We start from the raw sequence: 14,003 nt of genomic DNA, 5'->3' as shown, positions 1-14,003 counted from the left end.
AAAAGAAAAAATAGAATTTTCTTACATAAAAAATTATACAAATATTTTTGAAAATTTTTGAAAATATATAGCTTTACTCGACATAATAGTGATTGATTCGAGTTTTGAAATTGCTTATGCTATAAAGGGATTAATAACTATTCTTTTAGCGTTTCAATTTTCTTGCTTTTCGGTTTTTTGAAAGATTTAAAAATTTGATTTCGAGCGCTTTTATTTAACTCAATTATTTCTAACCATTTATTACCAATTATGAGAAAAGTTTTATCAATTACTTTCTCTCTATTCTTGATGTTTGGCTTGATGGCAAATATTAAGGCACAAACGAGAGTTTTGAAAGGCGTGGTGACTGCCTCGTCAGACGGTCTTCCTATGCCGGGAGTTACGATCCTTGATAGGGGGAATGGCACAGGTACTACCACCAATGTGGAAGGGGAGTATTCAATTTCTGTAGGACCAAATTCAGTTTTGGTATTTTCATTCATCGGTTATACTTCACAAGAGTTTACTGTAGGGAATTTAACTGAACTAAATGTTACTCTTGAAGAAGATATGAATGAATTATCAGAAGTTGTGGTAACATCATTTGGTATGCAGCGAGACAAGAAGTCTTTAGGCTATTCGGTCACACAACTTTCGGGAGACAAATTTACAGAATCTAGAGCAGTTAATGTCGGAAACGCATTAACTGGAAAAGTGGCCGGGGTAAATGTAACTCCTCCCTCCACAGGAGCTGCAGGTTCTACTCGAGTAGTAATCCGTGGAGGTTCTTCATTAACGGGAGCTGATCAGCCGCTTTATGTAGTTAATGGTGTACCAATAGAATCAGGAAATTTAGGAAATGCAGGAATGTGGGGAGGAAATGATGCAGGAGATGGACTTTCTTCCATTAATGCTGATGATATTGAGAGTATCTCAGTTTTGAAAGGTAATACTGCTGCTGCGCTTTATGGAGCCAGAGCGGCAAATGGTGTTATTCTTATCACTACTAAAAAAGGAAAAAACAGAAAAGGAGTTGGAGTTGCTGTAAACTCAAATTTCACCTTTGATCAAGTAGTAGACCGAACAGATTTTCAAAGAACCTATGGGCCGGGTCAGGATGGTAGAAAACCTGGAACTCAGGATGAAGCTTTGAATACGTCCACTAATGGTTGGGGAGGTGTATATGATGGAGCAAATGCTATCCAGTTTGATGGTCAACAGCGTCCATATTCTTTTTTAGGTGAGGACTTTAATGATTTCTATCGCCAAGGAAGCACTTGGAACAACTCAGTTGCCTTATTTGGTGGCAATGAGAATACTAGCTATAGATTCTCATTCTCAAATTTGACAAATGATGACGTTCTTCCAAATGCCGGGTTTGATAGAAATGTAGCTAGTATCAATGTTAACAGTAAGCAGGGTAAATTGACGGTAGCTGTATCTGGTCAATATTCTAAGCAAGAGGCAAATAATAGACCAAGACTATCTGACTCACCTGGAAATGCCAATTTCTCGATGGTGGTTAAACCAGGAAATATTCCTTTAGACGTAATAAAAGGAGACCCTAACAAGCTTGGGGCAAATCCTGATGGAACTGAATTGAGATACCAAGGAAATGTTTTCCAGACTAACCCTTATTGGGCAGCGTACCAATGGGGAAGAACTGATGTGACTGATAGAGTATTTGGAAATATGTCATTGAGGTATGATATCACTGATTGGCTTTATGTACAAGGTAGATATGGTACCGATTTTCAGGTTAGAGCTGAAGATGCTTACGAAGGATATGGTACGGCGTTTAAACCTCGTGGAAGTTATAATACAACAGCCAGAACAGTTCGAGAAAATAATGCCGACGTAATGATCGGTTTCAATAAAACTTTTGGTGATTTTGATGTCGATGGATTTTTGGGTGGAAATCAGCTTAAAAGGGTAAATGAGACCAAAAGAGGAGGAGGAAATGATTTAGTTGTTCCATTTTTCCATAGTGTTACTAATGTCGCAGCACCTTCTTTTGGATATGGGTTCTCTGAGTTCGGAATCAACTCCATTTATGGTGCAGCAAACCTTGGTTATAAAAACATGCTTTTCTTGAACCTCACAGGTAGACAAGACCGGTTTTCTACTCTAGCTCCAGCTAACAATAAAATTATCTACCCTTCGGTAGGCCTAAGTGCTGTTATTTCAGATATGATTCAAATGCCAGATTTCTTGACATTTGTAAAATTAAGAGGTGGATGGGCACAAGTAGGTGGAGGAGGACCAAATCCTTATGCACTAAACTTGACTTATGGATTAGTTGGAGCAGGACACATTGGTGGATCAAGCTTGGGTCAAATCAACAACGGCTCTATTCCTAATGCCAATTTAGGTCCATACTTATCTTCAGAATGGGAAATCGGTACAGATATAAGATTTATCGAAAATAGAATTGGTTTAGATCTGGCTTATTATAAAAGAAGAACTTCTGATGATATTCTAAATACAGGTATTTCAGCTACTTCTGGTTTCGGGTCTACTACAGTTAATATTGGTGAATTGGAAAACAGAGGTATCGAGGTACTCTTAAATGTAGCTCCAGTAGTTGGAGATTTTCGTTGGGATATCTCCTTTAACTTTGCAAGAAATATCTCAGAGGTATTAAGCCTTGGAAATAACGCGGCAGGTGACCCAATTGAATTCATCAATTTAGACGAATCTCGAGTTCGTAGAGAGCGAATCCGACACATTGTAGGTCAGCCACTTGGGATGATTGCTGGCTTTAAGCAGCTTGAAATAAATGGTCAGCCTGTTTATGATGCAAACGGGTTTCCGGTAACTACCTCTGGCTATGAGACAATTGCTGAAGGACGTCATCCTATTTCGGGAGGTATTAGCAATAACTTCTCCTACAAAGGCTTCCGCTTAATGTTTTTAATAGACTTTAGATCAGGCGGATCAATGATGTCAGGTACAAATTATTTTGCTTACCAAAATGGTCTTCATAAAAACACCTTGGTTGGAAGAGATGGGACCCTTACTGTTACAGGTGTTACTCCAGAAGGCGATCCGGGAACATGGACTATTCCAGCAGACCCTTCTGACCCGACTAGGTACTTAATTGATAATTATTGGCAGCGATATTCCCAAGTTTCAGAAAATGTTGTTTACGATGCTTCTTTTGGTAAGCTACGGGAATTCTCTTTTGGGTATACTTTCAATGCAAAGGTCTTAGATAAAACTCCATTCCAGTCTTTATCGCTTTCAGTAGTGGGAAGAAACCTCGCTATTCTTTGGTCAAATGTGCCAAATCTTGATCCGGAGGCAGCATACACTACTTCTGGAAACTCTCAAGGATTAGAGTTTTTCTCAGTTCCTGCGAACAGAAGTATTGGATTTAATCTATCTGCTAACTTCTAAGACCGAAGGTTTAACCTAAAAAAACGAAACTATGAGACTAAGAAATAAAATTACCGGTCTAATTCTAGGCACTTTGCTACTTGGCACCTCTTGTAATGAACAAGACTTATTAGACCTAAATGTTAATAAAAACGCAGTTGAAGATATCGATATGCGATATCTATTTTCTCTTGGCACCTTGAGAATCGGTGGAGAATATGAAAACACCAGAGCCAACATGCTTTATGCAGCTACGATGATTCAGCACACGGCATCTACTGCAGGGTATTTCAGTGGGGATAAGTATTTCTACAGTGCCCAGTATAGTGGTGCTTACATGGAGAGGCATTTTACAGCTGTTATTCGGTTATTTTCACATGTGATTACTAAAACCGCTGAAGATCCAAATGAGGCAAATCTTAATGCGGCAGCAACAGTTTTGAGAGTTTTTGATCTTCTGAGAATGACCGATATGTATGGGGATATTCCTTATACTCAAGCGGGTTACGGACTCGAATCTGAGGAAAATTGGTTCCCTACCTATCAATCTCAGCAAGAGGTATATTCTCTTATGATTGCTGATTTAAAAGCAGCCAGAGATAAGTTTTCTCCTTCTGCGAGATCACTAGGCGCACAGGATTTCTTGTATGGTGGCGACATTGATAAGTGGAAGAAATTTACAAATTCTCTTTTAATGAGAATGGCAATGCGAATGAGTAATGTAGACCCATCCACTGCTCAATCTGTGTTTAATGAAGCTAACACAAGTGGTGCATTTACCAGTAATGATGACATTGCATTTATTCACTATGCTCCAGGTCCTCAGGGTGTAAACCGAAATGGATTGAATGATGGTTATTGGAACACCTATAAGTACTCTAGAGATTGCAAGATTTCTGAGACTTTCCTAAACTGGATGGATTCTAACAATGACCCTCGTAAGATGATCATTACTGGCGGTGTGGGAGATCCAGAGAATGAGTCAACTTGGATTACTGATCCAGATAAACAAATCGGTCTTCCAAACGGCTACAATTCTACTAATTTGGTAGATGCAGTACCTCCAGGAACTCTTGATGGTTTTACAACGGTCCAGCAGAATTTCTCTATGCTCAACCTAAAGTATTTAGATTGGGAAGATCCATATTACTTGATTTCATATGCCGAGGTAGAATTAATGAGAGCTGAAGCTGCAATTAAAGGTTGGATTTCTAGTAGCCCTTCAACTCACTTTAGTAATGGGGTTGCTGCTGCAATATCTGCTTGGGTTTATTTTGATCCATCTTTTGTGACTTCGAGTGATGAGATTCAAGCATATATCGACGGCCGTGGATTTGATGCAGCATCTGATACCGAAAAATTAAGATTAATAGGTGAGGAGTATTGGGCGGCAACTTATTTGAACGATATCGAATCTTGGTCGAACTGGAGAAGAACTGGATACCCTGAGTTGACTCCAACACAGGATCCTAATGCATTCGAAGGTAATTTCATTCCAAGAAGACTAAGATATTGGGAATCTGAAATAGGAGCTAACCCTGACAATTACGAAGCCGCAGTAACCAGAATGGGTGGCGATCTTTTTGCTACTAAAGTATGGTGGGACGGAGGAAAATAATTTCAATCTTCCTATTTAAGATTTGAATGTTTTCAGATAGAGGTCTTGGTTCATCCAGACCTCTATCTTTTTCTTTGATTAAAATATTTTTGTTGGATCGTCATTTCTTATATGGACTTTTTTAAATATTCTAATCTCAAAAGGTAGTTTCTTTATTTATGAAACTAATTGGTGTAGATATAGGGGGTACTCATATTTCAGCTGCTACTGTGCAGATAGGGAATAAGGAAGCAGGTTTATCTGACTTTCATGAAGGCCTTGTCGATACATATAAAGACAAAGATTCGATTATAGAAACTTGGTCAAAAGTTATTTTGGCTGTAGCTGGGAGTTCAAAAGATATTAAAGTCGGTATAGCAATGCCAGGTCCTTATGATTATAAGAATGGTATTTCTTTGATTAAAGATCAGGGAAAAATGGCTTCCCTATATCAACTCTCTGTTAAGAATTTACTTGCAGAAAGCCTTCGTATTTCACCCGATCAACTAGAATTTACCAATGATGCAGAAGCTTTTCTTTTGGGGGAAAGCTTTGCAGGTTCTGGGAAAGAATTCCAGAATTCCATTGGAATAACTTTAGGAACAGGGCTTGGCTCTGCCATAAAAGTCTTTGATGTTGTTAAAGATGCGGAGCTTTGGTCAGCACCTTTTCGTGATGGGATTGCAGAAGATTATCTTGGCACTTCTTGGTTTAAAGATATTGCTCTAGAACAGTTTGGAATTTATATATCAGGTGTCAAAGAGATCTTAAAAGAAGATATTGATCCCAAAGTTTCAAAAAAAATCTTTAGTGAATTTGGTAGATCCTTGGGTGAGTTTTTGTTCCCCTATCTGGTTCGGCTTCAATCTGATGGAGTTGTGCTAGGCGGGAAAATAAGTTTAGCCTCAGAAAACTTTTTACCATCAACCTATTCCTATTTAAAATTAATGGGATATTCCGTCCCTTTTAAAATTTCAGCATTGGGCGAAAAAGCAGCTTTAATTGGAGCTTGTTTGCCATTCAATCAAAAATAACTTGATATGAAATTAATTAGATTTTCCTTTTCAGTCATCTTAATATTAATGGGGCTTTCCCATTCTTTATTTGCCCAGAATAACTATGATTTAATCATTGTAGGAGGTGGAGCTAGTGGAACTTCAGCGGGTATTTCTGCTGGAAGGGAAGGCCTTAAAACTTTAATTATTGAGCCAACAACATGGTTAGGAGGTATGTTGACTTCTGCAGGAGTTTCAGCGATTGATGGGAACCATCAACTACCTTCTGGAATTTGGGGAGAGTTTAAGGCAAAATTAGAAGAACACTATGGTGGAGAAGATAAACTCGCCACAGGATGGGTTAGTAATACACTTTTTGAACCTAAAATTGGGAATGAAATTTTACAATTGATGGCTGAATCCGTGCCTTCCCTGACGGTGACTTTTAAAAGTGATTGGAATGAGGTCTCCTATGAAAACAAACTTTGGACAGTGAGCTATCTCAAGAATGGAGAAGAATACATCGTACAAGCACCATTATTAATTGATGCTACTGAACTTGGAGATGTGGCTGCAGCCCAAGGTTTAGAATATAGGTTGGGTATGGATGCCAGGGATGAAATCGGTGAAAGCTTTGCCCCGGAAGAAAGCAATGATATCATCCAAGACCTGACTTATGTTGTGACACTTGAAGATTTTGGTAAGTCTGCTGATAAGACTATCCCAAAACCTTCAAATTATGATCCGGAGGAGTTTGCCTGTGCCTGTGCTCATGCTGATCCAATAACAGATAACGATCCAACTTTGGATTGTGGAAAAATGATTGATTATGGAAAACTACCCAACGGTAAATACATGATCAATTGGCCGAATTGTGGGAATGATTATTATGTGAATATCGTAGAAATGACTCCTGAAGAGCGAGAAACGGCACTTGAGGCTGCGAGGCAGGCGAGTCTTAGATTTATTTATTACATACAGCATGACCTTGGTTACAAAAATTTGGGGATTGCTGAAAATGAATATCCTACAGAAGATGATCTGCCTATGATTCCATATCATCGTGAGTCAAGGAGGTATTTCGGGTTGGTTGATTTTACTTTACCTTATGTTAGGACGCCGTATGAGGCTCCAAATCCTTTGTTCAGGACAGGAATTGCTGTAGGAGATTATACCATAGATCATCATCACAAAAAGAACCTAGATGCTCCCGCTATTGACTTTATCAAGATTCGTGTGCCATCTTACAATGTCCCACTGGGTGCCTTGATACCGAAAGATCATTCGGCATTGATTCTAGCTGAAAAAAGTATTTCAGTATCTAATATTGTCAATGGAGCAACTAGACTTCAGCCAGTAGTATTAGGAATTGGACAAGCTGCAGGGGTGTTGGCTGCAGTTTCAATAAAGGAGAAGAAACCATTGGATGAGGTTTCTATCCGTGAAGTACAGACTTTATTGCTTTCTCATAATGCCTACATTATGCCTTTTTTGGACACGAATCCTCTTTCAGATCATTTTGTAGCCATGCAGAAAATTGGGGCCACAGGAATTTTTAAAGGAGAGGGAGTCCCTTATCTATGGGAAAATCAAACTTGGTTTTATCCAGATAGGTTGGTCACTGAATATGAATTGGTAGATGGGATGCGGTCATTGTATCCGGAATTGAAGGATTATTGGGGTGCTTCCGGAGATTATTTAACAGGAGAAAGATTTCAAGAAATAATGGAACTTGTGAAGCCCAATACTCCCTTGTTGGAAATAGCACAAGTTTGGAAAAGGAGAGGACTGGAAGGGAATTTCACATCTGAGAAGAAACTCAATAGAAAAGAAGTCTCGGTACTATTGGATGAATTACTGAATCCTTTTTCAAAAGAGGTAAATTGGGAGGGAGAGTTAAAAAAATAAAATTAGATTAAAGCTGAAAATCAGTGAATCTTGAATTGATTTTCAGCCTTAAAATTTATTCTTCTATCATACCATGTTTTCTCAGATTGATGCCTTCTGATTCAGTCAAGGCATCTCCCATATCCGCTCTTGCTTGTTCAGCAAATTGATTCATTTTAGCAACCACTTCCAGGTTATTTGCAGCAACATCTGTCGTTTCATAAGGATCGGTAGATAGGTCAAAAAGTGCTGCTTTTTCCAAATTCAGCATATGATATTTTACCGGAATACCATCATTTCTCATGACTGTTCCTTCGGGTATACTACGGTAAGAGTGGGGCATGACCATTTTCCATTTTCCATAGATCACGGCTTGAAGTTCGTTTCTGTTGTAATAAGCATAATAGGGTTTTGGCTCCATTTCTTGACCTTCTAACATAGGAAGTATGCTTCTTCCGTCAATCGGCAAATCGGGTAGTTTAGAGCCTGTGATTTCGGCCAAAGTAGGAAGTATATCAATGGTCATCGCGGCTTGATTTTCCACTTTTCCGGCTGGAAAATGATTTGGCCACACAAATATTCCTGGTTCCCGAATTCCTCCATCCCAAGAAGTTCCTTTTCCTTCACGCAATCCTGCCGTTAAGCCTGCATGTCCTCCATAGGAAAGCCATGGACCATTATCCGAAGTGAAAATGATTATGGTATTGTCAGCTAAGTTTAATTCCTCCAATTTCTTTCTCACTTGACCTACAGACCAATCCACCTCCATCATCACATCTCCATATAATCCTTGTTCTGATTTGCCTTTGAATTTATCGGAAACGAAGAGTGGTACATGAGTCATGCTATGAGCGAGGTAAAGAAAAAATGGCTGGTCTTTACTTTGATCAATAAATTCCAGTGCTTTTTCAGTGTAATTGGTAGTCAGCATACTTTGATCATCCAAGGTGTCAATTACTGCTGTGTTTTGATACAAAGGTAGCGGGGGGTAATAATCCTTTACCTCTGGATGATGTGGCCACATATCGTTAGAATATGGCAAGCCATAATAAGAATCAAAACCTTGCTCGGTTGGTAAGAAAGGAGCCTGATGTCCTAGATGCCATTTTCCTACCATGCCAGTTGCATAGCCGCTCACTTTTAGCATTTCTGCAATAGTAGTTTCCTCTGGATTCAACCCATGTTTTGCAGTATGGTCCAATGCTCCAAAGATTTCTAATCTATTGGCATAGGTGCCCGTCATTAAGGCTGCTCTGGATGCCGAACAAACTGCATGGGGTACATAAAACTGATTGAATCGGACTCCGTCGGCTGCTAATTGATCCAGGTTAGGGGTTTTCCACTGAGTAGCTCCATAAACCCCTAAATCCCCATATCCCATGTCGTCTGCAAAAATCAATACAATGTTAGGTTTTTCAGAAGTGATCAACTCTTCAGATTCAGCAGGTTTGTTTTGGCACGAAGAAATCCCAACCAAAGCAGTAAATAAAGAGAAGTATATGGAGTTTTTGAATCGCATGTGGTACTATATTTCTATTGTTTTTGTTGTAGGCTGGACCAGATCATATCGCCGATTTTTTCACCCTGTTTCACTCCTTCTTCTATGGCATCTCTGAAATGAATTCCTCCATATAATCTGGAAATTGCAGCTTCTTCAGAAGCTAGGAGAAAAGATTTAAATGGCCTTTCTGGCAACCCAAAATAAGTCTCTGAACTGTCTATAAATTCAAAGTTATCCCCGAAATAACCGGTTAATACTACCGCAGAAGCTCGACTAATTACAGAATGGCCAGAGGTATATTCAGGAAATGGAGGAGTTTGAAGGATAGGTCTCCATCTTTGATCCATTTTTTGATTGATGACCGTTTCAGGGCGAATTCTATCCGTGTCATATTTTGCTTTCCAGCAAGAGATAAATGCATCGTGCAAAGTCATTCCTACCAATGCATAGATATAAGCAGTTTCCTCAAATGATAACCCCGCTTTTTGTGCAGCAATCCCTGTAATCCCCATCCAATGACCTCCTGGTGAGATTTTTTTAACGCCTATGGCCATATGCCCTGAAAATTCAACTTTAAATGGATTACAATCCCAAAAATTAGCGATGAGTATTTTTTCCTCATCGAGCTGATTCGTGGTATTGTACACTTCCATCAATTGCTTGTGAAATGAGCTTCCTTCTGACATGTCAAATGGAGCCATGGGAGCCGGCTCAAAATTTTCTAAATCTTGAATGAAGAATGGAAGGATGGTTTTCCATTCTGGTTCTATCGCCGCGATATATGCTGGTGGAGTGGGGTACCAATAACCTTCTCCTTTTTTGGGAGTATAACGAGTTAGGGTGGAGAGTTGGAGGTATCCATCTTTATTGGCTACTTCCATCACCTTTCCTGCTACCTCTGTAGCCAAGTCGATGTGTGCTTGAAGGTTTTTTTTGCTAATGATTTTTGCTTTTAAAGCTTTATTGATCCAGTCCTGTTGTTTTCCTTCCAGCAAGTACCCAGATGGCATGATTGCTTTTCCAACTTTCATGAAAGCCAGTATGGCAGCAAACTCTGGGGATTGAATTTTATCGGTGCTAATGTTCCAAGTGTGGTCTGATAGATAGGTGTGTTCTAATAAATTTTGGTGTTGAAATTGAGCCCCTTGGCTTTTACTTACTAAATAGGCCGCCAAGCTCGTATAGGCATATATTCTTGCTGCCACAGGAGGACTTGCCACATCTGTCACCATGACTTCTGTGATGTGAAAATATTCCTCAGCGTATGTTTTAGGCCAGTCAGGTTCCTTTGAGCCAGCGAAGGTATTACCACCTACAAAAAGGAAAATAAAGCAACTGGTAAATATTTGTTTAGTCAGTGATCTCATTTTAATTGAAAGCTTTGCAAAGCCTGTTGGCTGATACCTACTAAGATTTGAGTACCCAAATCAGTTTCTATAGGTAAGAAGGATTTGATGTCACCTTTGATTGAAATGCCAGATTCAGAAGGAGTAAGTGGATTAAAGTTACCTTTTCCATCGCCTAACACTACGAGTCCCAAGCTAGCGTCAATCATTCCGATTCGAATTCTTGAAAAAGATTGGTTTCCACCTAAAATGAGATCCTGATTTCCATCTCTATTGATATCTATGGGTAGAATTGCATAAATGGGAAAGGATTGAGCGATTCTAGGTAATGGTTTAACGCTAAAACCTGATCCAGTATTTTCTAAATAAACCGACTCTAAGGTATTGGCCTCAAGAATTTGTGCCTTCTCCAATTCATTTGAAGAAAATATATCCTGCATCGTCGCCTTAGAGTAAGCGGCATAATCCGTAAAACGGCTTCTCATACTGGTCATTTGATCTAATAATTCATCCCTACTTGGAAATGGATACATTTTGTCTCCTACAAAACATTCTAAGATCGGGTCTATGGAGCCATTTTGATCGAAGTCAGAGGCATATAATCTCAAAGTTTTGTTTTCATTCGCTTCAAATTGAGAATTTAAACCAAAGTTTCCTGCGATTAAATCGAGATCCCCATCTCCATCCATATCTGCTTTGGAAAGGCTTCCCCACCAACCGGAAAACTCTTTTGTGAAATAGGAAGTGGTTTGATTTTGGAAACCGGAATTGGTATTGATCAAAACAGTGATAGGTAAAAACTCACCAACTAAAACCAAATCCATTTTCCCATCTGCATTGAGATCTAGCTTTTCTGACCCTGTGACCATTCCAATTTTTCCTTCCTCGGGCAAATAAGTGGAAGTTTGATCGGTGAAATTCCCTTTCCTATCATTAATTAGAACCTTACTAGCAGGGATAATCGGGTACCTCCCGGGAATTAGCTTAGCTCCGATAAAAAGATCTGGGGCTCCATCTCCATTGATATCTAGGGATTGGGCTGTTCCAGTACTGAATTTATAGGAAGGATAGCTGGATTGGCGAATAAGTTTACCGGTGCCATCATTTAGGTACAAGCGATCATTTAATGCATCATCAGAACCTATATAATCATGGTACCCACCACTTCCTAGGAATAAATCCTGATGACCATCTCCGTTGAAATCCTCAAAAATAGCCACGGCATCAGTAAATTCTGAAGAACTTCTGAAACCAGTATATTCAGTCCATTTCCCATCGGTAAGGGAATATATTTTTCCGGGATTTCCTTTTTCTCCTCCCACAAAAATCTCTGGGTTTCCATCCTTATTTAAGTCGCCACTTGCCAAGATTGGGTTAATGTAACTTGCCATAGTGAGCATCAAAGGTTGACGCTTGAAGTCATTAAAATTTGGAGAAATGGGGGAGTAGGGTGGTATATTGGAATTCTTAGAAAGGAGCGGGGGTGTTGTTTTTAAACTTTCTGAGGGAATAGAATTTTCTTTAGAGATGGTAATTAGCTGGTTGGGTTGAACATTCTCAATAGTTTGTATAGTACCATCAGGCCAGCTTATCTTAATTTTATTTATCAGTTGATCATTTCCAACTCCCGCATGAATTCTGGGGCTCACAGAGGATTGAAATCCTCGAACAGGTTGGACTTCCAAAGTTTGGGTTTGGGTGTCCGAACTAATTTCAACCTTTGCCCCTATACCGAAGGTATTTTGATCCTTCGAGGAAAGCAATAATTCAATCCAGTTGGAATTGCCACTTTTGTTTTCATATAAACTGGCAAAATCATTTAAGTTACTCACCACCAGGTCTAAATCCCCATCATTATCTAAATCCGCATATATTGCGCCAGAAGAAAATCCTTTTTCATCCATTCCCCATTCGTCTGATCGGTCTTTAAATTCTAGATTCCCTTGATTTTCAAATATATAATTATGAATAGGGGTAGAAGTCATGGAAGTGACCAAGTGTAGCGTATCTGCTTTTTCTTTGGCAATGGCCTGTTGGAAGTAATAATCTCCTTTGTATTTCAAAAAGTCTCGGTTAGTATAATCCCGAAAATAACCGTTGCTGACAAATAGGTCTTTATGGCCGTTGTTGGTGGCATCAAAAAATAAAGCTGACCAACTCCAATCAGTATTTGAAATATTCAACAATTGACCAATTTCAGAAAAGTTTCCATCTCCTAGGTTCAATTGAAGCATATTTCGCATATTTTGATGGTAGAATCCCTCTTGAATCATCAATGCGTATTGCTCATAATTTTCGGGGCCATACAGTAGTTTTTGCCTTTCATTATCCTCTGGCAGCATATCCAAGGTATAGATGTCGAAATTTCCGTCATTGTTAATGTCAGAAATATCAGCCCCCATGGAGAAATGAGATATGTGCTGAAAAGACTCTTTTATTTGGTCTAAAAATGTTCCGTCTTTTTGATTAATGTATAGATAGTCAGGCTCTATGTAGTCGTTGGTGATTAATAGATCGGGCCATCCATCTTGGTTAATGTCGGAAACCACTACACCCAAGCCAAATCCTAATGCAGAACCTTTGATACCTGCCTGTTCACTTATATCCACGAATTTACCTTGGTCGTTTCTATAGAGTTTGTCGCCCGCATAGGGATGTCGAATGTTTTTGACTTCACTAAACTCCAATTCATTGATTACTTCTATGTGGTGATTTAGTAGGAACATGTCCAAATCACCATCCCTATCAAAATCAAAGAAAACAGATTGAGTACTATTTGAGGGATCAGCAAGTCCATATTTTTCCGCTTCTTCTATAAAAGTGAAGTCACCCTGGTTGATCCATAGCTCATTTCCTCTTAATTCGGGACTTCCTTTTCCGGAATAGCAAACATATATATCCAAAAGACCATCCGCATTGACATCTGCCATACTGACTCCTGTCGTCCATACCTCTTTACCGGCAATACGCGCAGACTTGGTTTTGTCTTCAAATTTCCAATTTCCCAAGTTCTTGAAGACTTTATTAGAACTCATGTTGCCTGTGAAAAAGAGGTCCTCTAATCCATCATTATCCAGGTCCCCCACAGCTACACCTCCTCCATTGTAGAAGTATTCATATCGAAGAATATTGTTCTTTTGGTCTTCCTTTAATTGGTTTTTAAAAGTAACTCCTGCTTTTTTATTTGAGATTTTTTCAAAAAGGGGGGGCTTAGCACCTTGTGCTAGTAGCGTATTTCCCTGAGTGATATAGAGTAAAATCCCCAGAACAATGATACTTGCCTTGGATTTAAATAGGAAATTCATGTAGTTAATTTGAAG

Annotated in this window: 7 protein-coding genes; 4 read left to right on the top strand and 3 right to left on the bottom strand. The window is 39.1% G+C overall.

Annotated elements, in window-relative coordinates; all coding sequences use genetic code 11:
* Positions 1 to 249: 249 nt before the first annotated feature.
* From JYB62_RS07455 to JYB62_RS07440, 4 genes are all read left to right on the top strand, one after another.
* A complete protein-coding gene (locus JYB62_RS07455) occupies positions 250 to 3,378 on the top strand; it encodes a SusC/RagA family TonB-linked outer membrane protein (protein ID WP_205644775.1) in 3,129 nt (1,042 codons plus the stop codon).
* Between the two features lie 31 nt (positions 3,379 to 3,409).
* Positions 3,410 to 4,975 (top strand): SusD/RagB family nutrient-binding outer membrane lipoprotein, encoded by a 1,566-nt coding sequence (locus JYB62_RS07450; RefSeq protein ID WP_205644774.1) that lies wholly within the window; start codon positions 3,410 to 3,412, stop codon positions 4,973 to 4,975.
* A 158-nt stretch (positions 4,976 to 5,133) separates the two neighbouring features.
* Positions 5,134 to 5,988 carry an ROK family protein gene (locus JYB62_RS07445; RefSeq protein WP_205644773.1) on the top strand — a complete coding sequence of 285 codons (855 nt, stop codon included), beginning with the start codon at positions 5,134 to 5,136 and terminating at the stop codon, positions 5,986 to 5,988.
* Between the two features lie 6 nt (positions 5,989 to 5,994).
* Positions 5,995 to 7,857: an FAD-dependent oxidoreductase gene (locus JYB62_RS07440; RefSeq protein ID WP_205644772.1), complete on the top strand. Its 1,863-nt coding sequence runs from the start codon at positions 5,995 to 5,997 to the stop codon at positions 7,855 to 7,857.
* Between the two features lie 55 nt (positions 7,858 to 7,912).
* Here JYB62_RS07440 and JYB62_RS07435 read toward each other — a convergent pair whose 3' ends face one another.
* From JYB62_RS07435 to JYB62_RS07425, 3 genes are read right to left on the bottom strand one after another with little or no spacing between them, the layout of a single operon-like run.
* Positions 7,913 to 9,355, bottom strand: coding sequence for a sulfatase family protein (locus tag JYB62_RS07435; protein ID WP_205644771.1), 1,443 nt, complete (start codon positions 9,353 to 9,355; stop codon positions 7,913 to 7,915).
* A 14-nt stretch (positions 9,356 to 9,369) separates the two neighbouring features.
* Entirely contained in the window at positions 9,370 to 10,704 is a 1,335-nt protein-coding gene (locus tag JYB62_RS07430) for a vanadium-dependent haloperoxidase (protein WP_205644770.1), read from the bottom strand.
* Positions 10,701 to 13,988, bottom strand: a complete 3,288-nt coding sequence (locus JYB62_RS07425) for a VCBS repeat-containing protein (RefSeq protein WP_205644769.1) — start codon at positions 13,986 to 13,988, stop codon at positions 10,701 to 10,703. Before JYB62_RS07425 ends, JYB62_RS07430 begins: the two co-directional genes overlap by 4 nt.
* Between the last annotated feature and the right edge of the window lie 15 nt (positions 13,989 to 14,003).

The organism is Algoriphagus lutimaris (genome assembly GCF_017051705.1).
Lineage (GTDB): Bacteria > Bacteroidota > Bacteroidia > Cytophagales > Cyclobacteriaceae > Algoriphagus > Algoriphagus lutimaris.
This window is presented reverse-complemented; position numbering and strand designations above follow the sequence as displayed.